16 protein-coding genes are annotated in these 15,777 nt (G+C 42.3%); 13 read left to right on the top strand and 3 right to left on the bottom strand.

Going from position 1 to position 15,777, the window contains the following annotated elements:
• The 8 genes from HF974_05010 to HF974_04975 form a co-directional block, all read left to right on the top strand.
• A partial coding sequence (locus HF974_05010; GenBank protein ID MBC2697701.1) for a hypothetical protein occupies nucleotides 1–1,203 on the top strand: 1,203 nt, incomplete at its 5' end.
• 38 nt (nucleotides 1,204–1,241) lie between these two features.
• Nucleotides 1,242–1,406, top strand: coding sequence for a hypothetical protein (locus tag HF974_05005; GenBank protein MBC2697700.1), 165 nt, complete (start codon nucleotides 1,242–1,244; stop codon nucleotides 1,404–1,406).
• Between the two features lie 126 nt (nucleotides 1,407–1,532).
• Nucleotides 1,533–2,579, top strand: a complete 1,047-nt coding sequence (locus HF974_05000) for a hypothetical protein (GenBank protein ID MBC2697699.1) — start codon at nucleotides 1,533–1,535, stop codon at nucleotides 2,577–2,579.
• A 45-nt stretch (nucleotides 2,580–2,624) separates the two neighbouring features.
• Nucleotides 2,625–2,711 carry an IS110 family transposase gene (locus tag HF974_04995; GenBank protein MBC2697698.1) on the top strand — a complete coding sequence of 29 codons (87 nt, stop codon included), beginning with the start codon at nucleotides 2,625–2,627 and terminating at the stop codon, nucleotides 2,709–2,711.
• Between the two features lie 24 nt (nucleotides 2,712–2,735).
• Nucleotides 2,736–2,897 (top strand): hypothetical protein, encoded by a 162-nt coding sequence (locus HF974_04990; protein ID MBC2697697.1) that lies wholly within the window; start codon nucleotides 2,736–2,738, stop codon nucleotides 2,895–2,897.
• Nucleotides 2,898–3,311: 414 nt separating this feature from the next.
• Nucleotides 3,312–4,265: a GTP cyclohydrolase I FolE2 gene (locus HF974_04985; GenBank protein ID MBC2697696.1), complete on the top strand. Its 954-nt coding sequence runs from the start codon at nucleotides 3,312–3,314 to the stop codon at nucleotides 4,263–4,265.
• A 166-nt stretch (nucleotides 4,266–4,431) separates the two neighbouring features.
• Nucleotides 4,432–6,105, top strand: coding sequence for a phenylalanine--tRNA ligase subunit beta (locus HF974_04980; protein ID MBC2697695.1), 1,674 nt, complete (start codon nucleotides 4,432–4,434; stop codon nucleotides 6,103–6,105).
• A complete protein-coding gene (locus HF974_04975; GenBank protein ID MBC2697694.1) occupies nucleotides 6,102–6,776 on the top strand; it encodes a cyclase family protein in 675 nt (224 codons plus the stop codon). The genes HF974_04980 and HF974_04975 overlap by 4 nt, the downstream gene beginning before the upstream one ends.
• Before the next feature lie 9 nt (nucleotides 6,777–6,785).
• On the opposite strand, the gene HF974_04970 is transcribed toward HF974_04975, so the two are convergent.
• Nucleotides 6,786–7,952: a WD40 repeat domain-containing protein gene (locus tag HF974_04970; GenBank protein MBC2697693.1), complete on the bottom strand. Its 1,167-nt coding sequence runs from the start codon at nucleotides 7,950–7,952 to the stop codon at nucleotides 6,786–6,788.
• Nucleotides 7,953–8,174: 222 nt separating this feature from the next.
• On the opposite strand from HF974_04970, the gene HF974_04965 reads away from it, so the two are divergent.
• Both HF974_04965 and sppA read left to right on the top strand, forming a co-directional pair.
• Nucleotides 8,175–9,893 (top strand): ABC transporter ATP-binding protein, encoded by a 1,719-nt coding sequence (locus HF974_04965; protein ID MBC2697692.1) that lies wholly within the window; start codon nucleotides 8,175–8,177, stop codon nucleotides 9,891–9,893.
• A 167-nt stretch (nucleotides 9,894–10,060) separates the two neighbouring features.
• Nucleotides 10,061–11,116 carry a signal peptide peptidase SppA gene (gene sppA, locus HF974_04960; GenBank protein MBC2697691.1) on the top strand — a complete coding sequence of 352 codons (1,056 nt, stop codon included), beginning with the start codon at nucleotides 10,061–10,063 and terminating at the stop codon, nucleotides 11,114–11,116.
• 25 nt (nucleotides 11,117–11,141) lie between these two features.
• On the opposite strand, the gene HF974_04955 is transcribed toward sppA, so the two are convergent.
• Nucleotides 11,142–11,423, bottom strand: a complete 282-nt coding sequence (locus HF974_04955) for a MarR family transcriptional regulator (GenBank protein MBC2697690.1) — start codon at nucleotides 11,421–11,423, stop codon at nucleotides 11,142–11,144.
• Between the two features lie 159 nt (nucleotides 11,424–11,582).
• Between HF974_04955 and HF974_04950 the strand changes: the two genes are divergently transcribed.
• From HF974_04950 to HF974_04940, 3 genes are all read left to right on the top strand, one after another.
• Nucleotides 11,583–12,095 (top strand): response regulator, encoded by a 513-nt coding sequence (locus HF974_04950; protein ID MBC2697689.1) that lies wholly within the window; start codon nucleotides 11,583–11,585, stop codon nucleotides 12,093–12,095.
• A gap of 36 nt (nucleotides 12,096–12,131) precedes the next feature.
• Entirely contained in the window at nucleotides 12,132–13,871 is a 1,740-nt protein-coding gene (locus tag HF974_04945) for a histidine kinase (protein ID MBC2697688.1), read from the top strand.
• Between the two features lie 115 nt (nucleotides 13,872–13,986).
• Nucleotides 13,987–14,322: a hypothetical protein gene (locus tag HF974_04940; protein ID MBC2697687.1), complete on the top strand. Its 336-nt coding sequence runs from the start codon at nucleotides 13,987–13,989 to the stop codon at nucleotides 14,320–14,322.
• 123 nt (nucleotides 14,323–14,445) lie between these two features.
• Here HF974_04940 and HF974_04935 read toward each other — a convergent pair whose 3' ends face one another.
• A complete protein-coding gene (locus tag HF974_04935; GenBank protein MBC2697686.1) occupies nucleotides 14,446–14,730 on the bottom strand; it encodes a MarR family transcriptional regulator in 285 nt (94 codons plus the stop codon).
• Between the last annotated feature and the right edge of the window lie 1,047 nt (nucleotides 14,731–15,777).

The raw sequence follows: 15,777 nt of genomic DNA, 5'->3' as shown, positions 1-15,777 counted from the left end.
GATAATATAACACCAGTGATCAACTCAGTTACACTGTACCCGACTGATCCGAAAACCGGTGATAATATCACAGTCACCGTCAATGCTACGGATAATGTCGGAGTAACAGCTGTCACAGCTGATGGTGTGTCTCTAAGTAACGCTGGTGGAGATGATACCTGGGCGGGAACCATAACAGCTATTAACGGAACCCACACTGTGAACATCTCAGCCAGTGATGCAGCTGGTAATATTGTCTATGACGAAACAGCAAACTATACAGCAACACCACCTGTTCCCACACTTCCAGTCGTACTGGTTGAAGATGTTACAGCAGCGCCAAACGGCTATGCATTTACATCAGTAATGGTTAAAAATGTGACTGGCCTTGGTTCAGGTAGTATCACTGTTACATACAACACATCAGTAGTTCATGTAACTAATGTAACCTCTGGAGATGGAAATGCTCTTGCTGTACAGAGCTGGGACATCGATAACTCAAATGGCTCACTGGAGATAACAGCATGGGATGCAAATGAATCGCATAATGGCGATGTAGTTTTTGCTCATGTTACCTTCCATGCCGTAGGAGAATACCCGGATTCAACACCACTGGTCATCAGTTCCTCAGAATTGATCGATTATACCAGCTATGGTATTATCGGACACAGTGTAGCCAATGGAACATTCAGTATAATTGACAAAGAACCGCCGGTGATAACAGATGCAATTGCCACTTTGGATGTGATCCTGAATGACAACGGCAGACCCAGAACACCGGGCACGAATGTCACTGTATTGAATGCAACTGTACTCGATAGCGAATCTGGTGTGGTGAACGTCACTATTGATCTCTCACCGATTGGAGGTTCAGATGACCAGGTCATGGATAGAATAGCTGGCACAGATATCTGGACAGTAGCGACAACTGCTACCGATGGTATTAACCTGAGTCATGAACTGGTTGTTACTGCAACAGACGGGGCAGACAATACAAACACTTCGGTTATCGGACTGACTGTACTCTTGCGAGGCGATGTTGTCCGGGATGGAGAGCTAAATTCTGCAGATGCACTCTATCTGGCAAAGTATCTGGTAGGTAAAGAATCCATGCCCTCATTGCTTGTAAGTGATATGTCCCCTGCCCAAGGTGATGGAAAGATAACTTCTGCAGATGCACTCTATCTGGCAAAATATCTTGTAGGAAACGAGGCGGCACCATAAGGCATCCTTACGGATGCCTTTTTTTTGCTGATGCGAATATGAAAACATTAACAATATCAATTTGTGCGCTTCTTCTTTTGATGACGTTAGCCCTGCCTGTGTCTGCAGAGCCTGAGTTATATTTTGGAGAAGTTAAGACTCTGGAGGATGGATCTAAGATCGTATCATTGATGGTTAAGGATGTGGATAATCTAGGTTCATGAGAAGTCAATATCGAATTTACTACATCTGGAGTCGAGGTTACAGGGGTAACATCAGGAGATGGGAATGCGCTTATAGTACAGACTTCGAATATAGATAACATAAAAGGCTCTGTGAATGTAACAGCATTGGATGCAAGTACAGCTCATAGCGGTACTGTGGTTATTTGTAATATTGCATATATGGGAAGTGATTCAAATCCGTTTGAAGTTACTTCCGCACAATTATTCGATTATGATAGTTATGAGAAGATCCAACCTACTATAATAATTGACAATATTGAGGCAGCTCCGGGCGAGTCCACAACAGCACTGGTCATGGTTAACAACATAAGTAATCTGGGTTCAGGTGATATTATTGTTACATATAACACATCAGTGGTTCATGTAATTGATGTAACCGCCGGAGATGGAAATGCTCTTATTGTGCAGGCTTCGAATATAGATAACACAGCAGGTTCAGTGGGTATAACAGCATGGGACGAGTCTGAATCTCACACTGGTGATGTAGTTTTTGCTCATGTTACCTTCCATGCCGTAGGAGAATACCCGGATTCAACAACACTGGCCATCAGTTCCTCAGAATTGATCGATTATACCAGCTATGATATTATCGGACACAGTGTAGCCAATGGAACATTCAGTATAATTGACAAAGAACCGCCGGTGATAACAGCTGCAATTGCCACTTTGGATGTGATCCTGAATGACAACGGCAGACCCAGAGTACCGGGCACGAATGTCACTGTATTGAATGCAACTGTACTCGATAGCGAATCTGGTGTGGTGAACGTCACTATTGATCTCTCGCCGATCGGAGGTTCAGATGACCAGATCATGGAGAGAATAGCTGGCACAGATGTCTGGACAGTAGCGACAACTGCTACCGATGGTATTAACCTGACTCATGAACTGGTTGTTACTGCAACAGACGGGGCAGACAATACAAACACTTCGGTTATCGGACTGACTGTACTCTTGCGAGGCGATGTTGTTCGGGATGGAGAGTTAAATTCTGCAGATTCACTATACATAGCAAAGTATCTGGTAGGTAAAGAACCCATGCCCTCATTGCTTGTAGGTGATATGTCCCCTGCCGAAGGTGATGGAAGGATAACTTCTGCAGATGCACTCTATCTGGCAAAATATCTTGTAGGAAATGAAGCGGCACCATAAGGCATCCTCACGGATGCCTTTTTTTGCTGATGCGAATATGAAAAGTTGGTTGCTTTTGCAGGTCTTGATTTGTTTACTCACCAATCAGGGAATTTCAAGAATAGTACCGGACCGATTCCGAAGAGGGGATGAACTCAACTTCGGAGTGCTTTGTTTATGGCAGCAAATGTGGCAAGACAGAATGATGAGAACTTAGGGACTTATTATTATGGGAAAATTGAGAATGGGAAACACCACAAATCAGCATTGAATGCTTTAGCAGCTAAGCTATTTAGAATTGTATATTGGGTAATTGATAAGGAATATAAAGTTCAATAAGTCAGGGTAATAAAAACGGGAGTTAACCAAACAAATTCTTTCTTAGCGATAGCTGTCGATTTTTATGAAATGTTTATTTCGGGAATCTTGCAAGGGAGCAGGTAGACGGTTGGAGACTTGAATCTGTTCAATCTCAGCCACAGAGTAAACGAGGACACAGAGAGAAAACACTCTGTGGTCTCTGTGGTCTTTTTGTCCTCTGTGGCAATCATTTTTCACCAGATGTATCGTTATTTTACTGAATTTTTACAATGATCAAATAAATGATTTATATCCACACATTAAAACTTGCAACAATAGATAATCGTTAATATTATCTGACAGAATTGAATCGTTAATATTATCTCATAGAAATGTAGTTGTAAACCTGAAAAGCAATTCAACTCATTTCTGTAAATAGTTGGAGATAGCCAGATGGATTTACCAGTAATACATTTACCTGATGTACAGGCAAACAGACCAGATATTCCAATAACACTATCAAGAGTTGGAGTAACTGACGTTAAGAAATTGGTTGAGGTTTCCAGGGCAGAGAAGCGGCCTATAATATTGATATCAAAATTTGATATATTCGTAGACCTTCCTTCAGATCGTAAAGGTGCAAACCTGTCACGGAATTTCGAAGCCATTGATGAAGTAGTTGAGGAAGCGCTTACTTCACCGGTATGCGAAATTGAAGAACTCTGCGGAGAAGTTACCAGGAGACTACTTGACAGGCATGAATACGCCACCAGGGCAGAGGTAATAATGCAGAGCGAGTACATAATCAAGCGTACTACGCCTATCAATAAAGTGAAGTGCCAGCAAGTTGTGGATATTTTTGCAGAGGCCACGGCATTACGTAAGAATGACAACAAAGTATCTGTCAAAAAGATGGTTGGTGCCGAGGTTATTGGTATAACGGCCTGTCCCTGTGCCCAGGAAATTATACGGGAAAAGGCAGAAAAAGAATTGAAGAGATTGAACGTGGACAACAACACAATCCATGAATTCTTTAACAATATCCCAATGGCAACGCATAACCAGAGAGGGAGGGGCATAATATCTATTGAGGTTTCCAGCGGTCACAAGGTCTCTATTGATAAGATCATCCGTATAATCGAAGAATCAATGAGTTCCAATATATACGAATTACTCAAACGCAATGATGAGGCAATGCTTGTGGAAACAGCCCATAAGAACCCAAAGTTCGTAGAGGACTGTGTCAGGACAATGGCTAAAAAGATCGTAGATGAGTTCACTGACCTGCCGGATGAGGCTATAATAACCATTAAACAGATCAACGAAGAAAGTATCCACACCCATAATGCTTTTGCAGAGCGCATTGCTTCCCTTGGTGAACTAAAGAGCGAACTGAATTTGAAATAACTGTATAAATTAGATGTATAAAATGGGTGTATAAAATAAGTTCTTTAGCCGGAACCATTCCAGCATTGTTCCGGAATCCAGTTATTTTATATTTATTTGATACACATGATATACATATACCTAAGTAATATATTTCAGCAGCATAATTGTAACAGGAATCATCACAATGCCAGTAATCACGTTGTACTACGAAGATATTGAAACACTTATCGGGACAGACAAAGGCACTTTTATCGACCGGGTTCCCATGATCGGTGCAGATATTGAACGTATCGAAGATGACCATATAGATATTGAATTCTTCCCTGACAGACCTGACCTTTACAGTCCCGAAGGTGTTGCCAGGGCAATGAGGGGTTTTCTTGATATACATACAGGTCTGCCTGAATATAATGTAAAGGATTCTGGTATAAGGATCACTCTGGATGACGGGATCAAAAATATCCGGCCTTACCTGGGATGTGCAGTGGTGAAGGGACTTGAGTTCAATGATTACAGCATTGAGAGCTTAATGGCACTTCAGGAGGACCTGCACTGGGGCCTGGGCAGGGACCGTAAAAAAGTGTCAATCGGCATACACGATATAAGTGATATTGAACCACCATTCAGGTATGTGGCGGCAGATCCGGATTTTAGTTTTGTACCCCTGGATTTTGAAGAACCCATGACCATGCAGGAGATACTAAAAAGCCATCCAAAGGGAGTGAAATACGCACATCTCATGGAAGGGTTTAATAAATACCCCCTGATACTTGATGCCAAAGACCAGGTACTTTCATTTCCGCCTATTATCAACGGACAGCTTACCAGGGTAAGCCATGGAACTCGCGACCTGTTCATTGATGTGACCGGTCTGGACCGGAAAGTATACACAGCACTTAATATCGTAGTAACTTCCCTGGCCGAGCGGGGCGGAAACATCGGAACGGTGACTATTGAGAATAGTATTGACAATAGTATTAAAGACGGCATAGAGAACAAAATTGGGGATAATATTGAGAATGGCATCAAAAATAAGATTATCACGCCTGACCTGACACCTGAACACTGGAATCTTGGAGCAGATGAAGTAAAGTCACTAATAGGTATTGACCTAACACCCAGACAGATCGTAGAGCAACTTCAGCGCATGAGGTTCGGGGCATCTATAAAAGAAGAAGGATCCATAGACGTAAGTTCGCCTGCATACAGGGCAGATATCCTGCACACCTGGGATATCCTGGAGGATATTTCAATCGGATATGGTTATGATAACATACCTCTTGTTATCCCAAAGACCGTAACAGTGGGGAGGCAGCACCCTATATCCATAAGACGCAATGAAATACTACAGATAATGCCTGGGTTAGGATATAACCAGGTAATGCCTTTCACCCTTACAAGCGAAAAGGTACATTACGATAACATGTTGCGCAGTCCAAACCAAAAGGCCACCCCTCTCAAGCATCCTATCAGTGAGGACCAGACCATGGTCAGGACCACCATCCTTCCGAACCTGATGGAAATACTGTCATTGAACCAGCACCGTGAACTGCCACAACGTATCTTTGAGGTTGGGGATGTGGTAGTGAATGGTATTACCACACAACATCTGGCAGCAGTAAGTATCCATCCCGCATCTAATTTTACTGAAGTAAGGGGTGTGGTCGATGCTGTTATGCGTGAGAGAGGATTAGAATACACAATTACCGGGACCGACGATCCTGCATTTTTAAAAGGCAGGCGTGCAGCGCTCATGGTTGATGGAAATGAGATTGGTACACTTGGTGAGATACATCCAGATGTACTTACAAATTTCGGACTGCAGCAGCCCACAGTAGGTTTTGAGCTGATAGTATGAAGATGATCGACATCTCCAGGACCATCAAAGTGGATATGGAGATGTACCCCGGAGATACCGGGCCACAGATAACAAAGGTATCAGGGCTTGATGAGGGTGACTCCTACAACATTTCACGTATCACTCTTGGAACCCATACCGGCACCCATGTGGACCCGCCCCTGCACCTCATACGCGACGGGGCCGGAATTGACAGTCTGCCTATGAACACGCTTGTAGGTAATGCAAGGGTACTGGACTTATCTTCAATTAACAGGCCCATAGAAGCGGGTGATATCGGTCCGTTTGAAGCAGGAGAAATTATCTTATTGAAAGGCGGTTCAGGTGACTCAAGTGGTTCAGATGGCCCAGGTGGTTTGGATGGTTCAGCAGACTCAGGTAGTTCAGGTGATCCGGGCACCTCCGGTGGGGCATATCTTACGGCGGCATGTGCCAGGTACCTCGTAGATATCGGGATCAAGACTATTGGTACCGATGCTATTTCCATAGGCGCTTTGGATGAAGAATATGAGGTTCATCACACCCTGCTGGATGCGGGTATCGTGGTGATCGAAGGCCTTGAAATGACAGATGTGGAAGCAGGGGATTATTTTTTGGTATGCCTGCCGCTAAAGATCGCTAACGGTGACGGGGGGCCTGCCAGGGCAGTGCTGATAAAAGAAAAAGAGTAGTATCCGAGATTACCCGAATACTAACAGTGAGTTTGTAGTGCCAAGGGCCATTTTACTGGCATCAGGGGTCATGTCGAGGCATACGAAAAACATCCCGTACTGACTTTCAAGATGGTATGTTGCCTGTTCATCACCATTCAGGTTATACATTCTCAGGTCCCTGCCCTCACTGATAACCACATATTTCGAGTCATCTGATATACCGATAACCCCTACATCCGATTCCATCTGTTTCATCCATTTCACATTGCCGTTCTGGTCAAGCAGATATACCTGATTCTTAAACGAAAAACTATCGGCTGCATTGTAGGGTTTTGTCAGGATATAATTCCCGTCTGGGCTGATCTCGATCTCAACAGTGTTAATCTCAATTTCCTTTTCCCAGTTCTTATTTGCATATTTGTCAAAGGAATGTATCTTGTTATCATCTGTCAGGACATACAGCTTTTCACCGTCATCTGATATCTTTACATCTTCAACTTCACCGAACACGTCCTTGAACCAGGTGTACTTCCCCTCACTGTTAAGGTAGTATACCCTGTCATCCTGGGTGCCTACCAGCATGTTCCGGCCGTCTGCCGAATAATCAAATACCAGGACCTTTGCAGTGGATATGCCAGGTTCCCAGTTCCATACTTCATTACCCTTGACACCCACGGCAGATAACTGCGGTGACTTTTCACCGCCCTGAATCAAATTGCCATTATCCAGGACACATATCTGATTAATAGTGCCACCGGTATTATAGGAATGCAGTTCTCCTCCGGTGTTATCATATAATTTAACAAAATCATCATCAGCTATGCCTATATATTCCCCTGAACTCGATACGGAGATGAACTGGGCATTGGGCCAGTTAAAATTTGTCAGCAGGTCCCTAGTGGGCGTTTTTATTATGGCCTTCTGGGTGGACACCCCCCCCACATAGTTACCATCATCTGAAATAGATACATCCTTGATCCTTACCCTGTTGGTCCATTCATCTGTGGGACCGCTGAGAAGCTGGATTGGGTCTACCGTTTGTGTAGGGGTAGGGGTAACAGTAGTAGTACTGGTCCCTTCCGGTTGAGGTGTGGTTTTGGGAGGCTCAGTTACCTCGTATTCAGATACACACCCTGAGAAGATAATGACTGCCGATACAAGAAGTACACAGATCAGGAAAACTGGTTTTTTCATAATTATCATCCTTTCATGTTTATCACAATATGGTTTTATAGTTAGTGTTTCCCTGACATAAAATTTGTGTATAGGTCAAAACAAACATTTTGATAAGCAATTACCGTAATGAATATATGGAACCACAACATGAAGAATAACTCTCATTAATAATGATTATTACCTGTTTAATGAAGTTCAGATAAAAAGCGGCTTAATGAAAACCTTTGGAGGATGTCTGTGATGCTTAAAGTTAAAAATCTTGTAAAAGACTACGAGTTGGAAGATGCCACAGTTAGGGCACTTGATGGTATTAATTTTGAAGTGAACGATGGCGAGATTGTCGGGATAATGGGCAGAAGCGGTAGCGGTAAGACAACCTTGATGATGGTGTTAAGAGGTATAGAGCACTTTAACAAGGGTGAAATACAACTGGATAACCTTACCCTTACCCCTGATTCCCCGTATGAAGATATGATGGCGATGAAGGGAATGACTGCTATCCATTTACAGAGGAATTTCGGTCTCTGGCCCGGATCTGCCATAGAGAACATTATCCGTCGCCTGTATTCATTACGTGTGGGTCAGGAAGCACTGCCATCAAGGGAACATCCCGATTATGATGATCTGTATGCTGAGAGCATGGAATTCCTCAAACTCGTGGGTCTTGACCATAAAGCTGAACATTACACACCTGTTCTTAGCGGAGGCGAAAAACAGAGGTTATTGATCGCACGCCAGATCGCAGCCAATCCTAAGTTGTTACTGCTGGATGAACCCGCTACCATGACCTGTCCTGCAACTAAACAGGAGGTCCTTGATACGATCAAGAGAGTCCAGGAGAACACAGGGATCATTACCATAATCGTCTCCCATTTACCTGAGATACACAGTTATCTTGCAGACAGGGTGATATGGCTGGAAGAAGGCAAGATCGTAGCAGAGGGGAACCCGGATGACCTTATTGAAGATTTCCTGAAGGATATGAAACCTGAAGTGCCACTGCCTGAATTGAAAGAAGACAAGACCGTAATAAGGGTCGAGGACCTTTGCCAGCGTTATTTCCTGGTACGACAGGGAGAAGTACTGGATATAGAGGATCTGAACGTGGAATTCAAAAAAGGCGAGATCACAGCACTTATCGGACCAAGTGGTGCAGGTAAGACCACACTGTTACATGCAATGGACGGGCTTATTTATCCTGACGAGGGAGAGATAAATTTCCTGCTTAATGGTAAATGGGTGGATACCACTATTTACTCTGCTGATAGAATGGAACTGCGCAGGCGGACCAGCATTATGTACCAGGAATTCGCCCTATACCCGAATACACCTATTAAACACCAGCTGGCCTATAAGCTGGGTGTTAAGGGTATGCATGTATTGGAATATGCAAAGGAAAAAGCAAAAGAATTGAGTATTCCTGATGAACATCTGGATGCAATATACAGGTTAACAGATGTCGGAGGGGAAAGTGCGCAGGAAGAACTGGAAAGGATGGGGTATTCACTGGATATTATCAGCTTGCTCTTCCCGAGAAGTCCTTTAGATGAGGTCATGAAGTATGCCGGGCCAATATTTGAAGCAATGAAACTTCCCATATCAGTCCTGGATTCCAAGCCATACCAGTTGAGCGGTGGAGAGAATGTACGAGCGGCACTGGCACTGGCCATGATCACAAATCCTGATTATCTGCTACTGGATGAACCTTTTGGCGACCTGGACCCTATTACCTTGCGGGAAGTAGCCAATTCCATGAAAGTTGTCAGTGAAAAGTTCGGGACAACCATAATATTGATCAGTCATCACATGGATTTCGTGAATGAAGTTGCACACAGGGCCATATTGATCGACAACGGTGATATAACCATGGATGGGGATCCGCTTGCTGTTACAAGTAAGTTGATCGAGATAGGACATGCTACTTATATGGAACATGCTATAGTGGACTATAAGATCTAAAACATGAAATAAGTTGGTTTATCTGCTGTGGAACCCGGAAGACCACAGTGGTTTTATCCCAATGGTTTTACTCCAGTGGTCTTATCCCAGCGTTTAAATCATTGACGCTACCCGGTCATACCTATTATTTTATAATATCCCGGGAGAATATATCCTTCAGAAATAATATGTTTCCACAAGATGAAAACACGGACCAGAAAGGCATGCCAGTCGATGAGGGACAGGTGGGGGGTACTGACCTCACCAGCCAAATTGATACCGGACCGGCAAGTCCTACACAGGCTATCATTTCAAAACCCCGGAAAAAAAGTTCAAGAGCAGGACGCGTTTTGATCTACCTGCTGGTGATTTTTGGACTATTGACAATAATTGGCGGGAGCTTTTTCGTCATTTTTGGAGATTTCGATACCTTGCCAGGGGATTCCAATAAGGTTGCTGTGATATATGTCCAGGGTATAATGATAACAGGCAATTTACCAGGGGGATTAGGGTATGCCACATCAGAAGAGATCAGCAAGAGTATCCAGGATGCTGCCGATGATAAAAATGTGAAGGCCATAGTGCTGCGTATCAATAGCCCGGGTGGTACACCTGCTGCGGCCCAGGAGATTGTGACAGAGATAAAAAAAGCACAGGAACATAAGCCTGTTGTAGTATCAATGGGTGATGTGGCAGCCAGTGCAGCTTATTATATCTCAGCACCAGCAGACCACATTATAGCCAACCCGGATACAATGACAGGCAGTATTGGAGTTATCTGGGTGTTCGAGAACAGTTCTGAGTATTTTGATGAGGAGGGAATGGAATTTTACGTAGCAAAGAGCGGAGATTTCAAGGATATGGGTGCTAACTGGAGGGGATTGACCAATGATGAAAAGCAATATTCAGAGGAGGTGGTCCTGGAGGCTTACGGTCGATTCATTGATGAGATTGCCAGCGGAAGGGGCTTGAGCAGGTCTGAAGTGAAAGACATGGCCGATGGCAGGATATATACGGGAAGCAGGGCTGTGGAACTGGGGCTGGTGGATGAGACTGGAAACCTGTATGATGCTATTGATGTGGCGGCAAAACTGGGTGGTATCGATTGTGAACCGACTGTGACCTATAAGAATAAGCCTTCATTGTCAAGGATTCTGTTCGGCAGTACAGAGGAGACTGATGACGGGTCCAGATCCTTGGTAAGATATATTTTTGAGAGTCCTTTCGGATGGTTCCAGGCTTAGACAATTATGTTAAATGAGCCACAAGTTATTCAAATTCTTTATTGAGTTTTGTATGAAAATCCAGTATCAGTTTTGTGGTTTTATTATCCATGTTCAATTTGAATGTACGGATTTGTTTACCAAGGCGTTTTTCAATAACAACGTCGGCTTTTAACAATGGGTCGATCACTCTTCCCACACTTGAATGGGACAGTCCGGTCTCTTCTGCGATTCCTGAAAGGTAAGTGGATTCATTCTGGTGTTTGATAAGATTTTCAAGGACTGTCATCTGTGCAGTCCGTCCGAATATTTTTTCAAGCGCAGTCATTTTTATCAATATATTATATTAGTTAATCAGTAATAAGGCTTGCTACATTTTTCTGAAATGGGATAATTAATAGAAAGGTGTGTGAATTATTCGAAAAATCTTAAGTACAATGACTTCATTTGATATATTAAATAGTTTGTCTGTTAATTTGGTGGTTGTATGAATCCGGACGACATAGAAAAAGAAATAGTTAAGATTATTGAAAAAGACCCTGAAATGCCTTATTCCCGTATTGCTGAATTACTTCAGATCAGCGAAGAAGAAGTAAAAGAAAAACTCGAGATGCTGTCGGATATAAGGCAAAAGATCCTGATAGTGGACGATGAACTTGATGCCCTGATACCTCTTAAAATGGCACTGGAAGCCGAAGATTACTTGGTGGTTGAAGCATCCAGCGGCATGGAAGCTATTGAAAAGACAAGGTCAGCTCATCCGGATTTGATACTGCTGGACCTGATGATGCCGGGCATGGACGGGTTTGCGGTATGCAAAGTGTTAAAGGATGATACATTAACTGGCCACATCCCGATAATAATGTTAACAGCCAAAGGCGAGATCGATGATAAGATAGAAGGGATTGAGACCGGTGCTGATGATTATGTTACCAAACCCTTCGACCTGGGCGAGTTAAAGGCCAGGATAAAGATGATACTTCGAAGGACCGGCGTTTGATCAGGTCAACAACCCAGATATATTTATTTCATTCAAATGGTATCGAAACTAATATTCAAGGATAATAAGTATAATCTGCTGACAATCCTGGTTATTTGTGTTTTTGCCATTGCCCTAATTATATTTCTTGGATCAAGGAGTAATGAAGAGGTACAGAATATAGTACAGGAACAGTTCAATGAACAACAGCTATTACTTGCAAGGCAGTCCACGGATGGAATAGAGGAATTTTTAAACCAGAAGACCACAATCATCGAGATACTGGCAAATGAAATATCGGATAAACCACCTGATGAAGTGGTAACTTCTTTTATTAATGTCTATAATGAAACAACCGATATACATGTTATCGAGTTCGTAAACGAAAGCGGTATAGTGACCCTTGGATATCCGGAAGAAAACAGTCCGCTTGGTTATGACCTTTATGAAAATAACCAGGAATGGGCTTTTGAACAAACCAGGGACAATAAAGAAACATACATTTCAAACCCCACGTTCTTATTGGAGGGGGGAATGGGGGTTTTTATCTGGACACCTATTTATGAGGGTGACGATTTCAAAGGCATAGTACTTGTGATCATAAGGATATCGGATATTTCAGATCGATTCCTGACAAATTGTGAATCCCCGCGTGAGATTTATATGATTGATAAGCGAGGGACAATATTGTATGACAGTTCCAATAGATACCGCTGGGGACGGAATTATCTGGATAAACTGGGCAATGAAAGCCCTGGTCTGCACCAGATACTTTATTACCAGATGAATGGTTCTGAAGGCACTGGTTATTATTTTGAGATGAATGGTTCTGAAAAGAGATTAATAGCTTATTCTCCTATCCATTGGCGTAACCAGCTATGGTCTGTTGCAGTGACGTCACCGGCATCAGAAGTTGACACACTGATAAATTCTGTTTATGTAAAACAGGGTGTGTTCATAGGTGTATCAGGTATTTTCCTTTTACTGGGCAGTTTTTCAATTATCCTGTTACTGACAAGATGGAATAAATCACTGGAACTTGAGGTGGCCAGCAAGACCGGCGAGATCACTAAATCCAATGAACTCCTGAAGCGGGCGAATAAAAAACTGATGGAACTGGACAAGCTGAAATCGGATTTCGTGTCAATGGTCTCACATGAATTAAAGACTCCGTTGACCCCTATGAAAACTTCAGCTGAATTCCTGTTGCAAAATGACCCGGACGTGAATGTCAGAAACGAAATGCTCGAATTAATTGTAAGGAATATCGACCGCCAGACAAGAATGGTAAACGACATGCTGGATATTTCCAGGATCGAATCAGGCAATATGAGATACAGGAAGGAAATACTGGATATTGGTGAAATAATCAATTATGCTATTGAAACAATGAAAAAGCAATCAGAAGAAAAGAAAATAAACATTACTACAGACATCCCCCCTGACCTGTTAAAGATCAATGCTGACAAAGATAAATTGATACAGGTGTTTATCAATCTTTTAAGTAATGCATTGAAATTCACGCCCAATGGTGGGAATGTGGAAATAAAGGCTAATGAATCTGAGAAATATATAAAAGTATGTGTGAAAGACGACGGGATAGGTATCCCGCCCGACAAGATAAATAAGATATTTAACAAATTTTACCAGATCGATAATACTTCTGCCCGACCCTATGGTGGTTCGGGACTTGGGCTGGCCATCACAAAGGGTATAATGGACGGGCATGGTGGGACGATCAGGGTAGAAAGTACACCGGGTGAGGGGAGTGTATTTATTTTAAATTTTTTAAAATAACGGTTATATATTCTGTTTAAAATTTTTCAATCGAACGACAAGTTTAAATACCAATACGTTTAATAGTTATTTGACTATAAATCGTCAGGTTTGAAAACTTGTGGAAATGATTTGAATGATCGAAGCAAACAAGTTGGCTGATAAAGTTATGGCAAAAGCAAATGATAGTGGTAAATTCTGTCCAATTTGTAACAGGCAGATAACCCAGCATATCATTACTTCAAAATGGGAAGATGTGGGTATATGCAGTTGCGGCTGGACTTCCTCTGAGACTCCTGCTGTGGGGCCACATCAGTCAGAGTTCTATAAAGTTTCCCGCAGGCCAGATATAGACCAAACTATTGATCTGGTGGCAACATTCCCATCAAAAGATAAACATCATCGAGGGCGTAAGATGTTTAAAGATCACAGCAAATATTTATTTACTATCCCCTATCCCACCAATGTCTGAAATACATCACGCCCTATCCTCCATTTTGGATACTGTTGAGGTTATGTTGTTACATTGATAGCTATCTAAGAAAATGTTCACTTCGTTCGCATTTTCTAAGCCTGCAGGAAAATATATGCTTTCCTATACGTCCAGAAAGTTGTTAATTTCCTTGTAGAATTTCAATAATTTCTTAGTGAGTTCATTTTCTTCGTTTAGCATAAAAGTCCTGAACACCTTTCCTACTTTTTGCTCTTTAACAATTCCCAGTTTTATCAGTGGTTCCATAACCCTGGATACACTCGAATGGGACAGACCTGTCTCTTCTGCAATCCCAAATAAAAAAGTGGTATTGCCGCGATTATCAAGAATATTCTCAAGAACCTGAAGTTGTGCGGTTTTTCCGAATAATTTTTCAAGCGAACTCATTCTAATCACATATAAATTAACTATTAATATATATTAAACTATTCTTTTTTATATAGTATTTCATTAATTATTTTCAATGCCATATTTATTGTAAAAACTCAGCGATGTATATCTATAAACTCGACTATTTAACGACAAGTATAAATAATATTGTGTATATAATTAATTTAATGGTTTTATTAAAGTAAAATCAAATAAGAATAACAGGAGTGTTGCTTATGGGAAGAAAATTATTCGGAGCTCTTTACAGACTCTATATACGATACACAATGATAGGGTTTGAAAAAAGAAGCAATAACAATGTTAAGCCCAAACAATTACAGCATTGAGTTTAACTAGTTTTAGAAAATAATTATTTTCAGACAATAATAGCCAAAATATCGGCAGTGACCTGCTTACTTGTAGATACTAATGTCATTTCTTTAATATACAGAAACGGTAACCATGAAATGACGCAGATACACACAGATTGAAGGTTGCTGTTAAGTGTTTCACCGCAAAGAGTGCAAAGTTCGCAAAGACATTGTAACCTTAACTCTGGAGACTTTTTATTATTTCCTGGAACGGTTTTAAACCACAGAGTGCGCAGGCGTGCCGAGATAAATTCATACTCGCCAGTTGGTGCAAATCCAACCTGGGGAAAGGCTAGCCACCACCTCAGAACTGAACCCCGCACCCAGGCTGGTAACAGGCTGATGTGAAGCTGGGGGGATGGGATAATAGGCCGCAACGGAAGTGAAGGTTATAAGCCCCGAAATTCTGATGATTCTGGAAGCCGACGTTCTCTGTGTAACGGAAGGCAGCATCTGCACCACCATTAGTCCGAAACTCCAGTCTTGGAATATAGCCGAGAGCGTAAGGATATGGCAAGGTGATGTGAGTCCAGCGGGGTCTAAGACCGCAGCATGTTATCAAATGGAGACTATGGTAACTCGGGGGGCCCATGGCGTTCTTCATCGGGAAGTATGCGATTTCAAGCCTATGAACGGTAAGACATTGCAGATGACGCCTTGGGAGTCGGATCAGTTCATAGTACTGATGAAACAG

The organism is ANME-2 cluster archaeon (assembly GCA_014237145.1).
Classification (GTDB): domain Archaea; phylum Halobacteriota; class Methanosarcinia; order Methanosarcinales; family Methanocomedenaceae; genus Methanocomedens_A.
The sequence above is the reverse complement of the archived record's forward strand: the minus strand, read 5'-3'. Positions and strand labels throughout refer to the sequence as shown.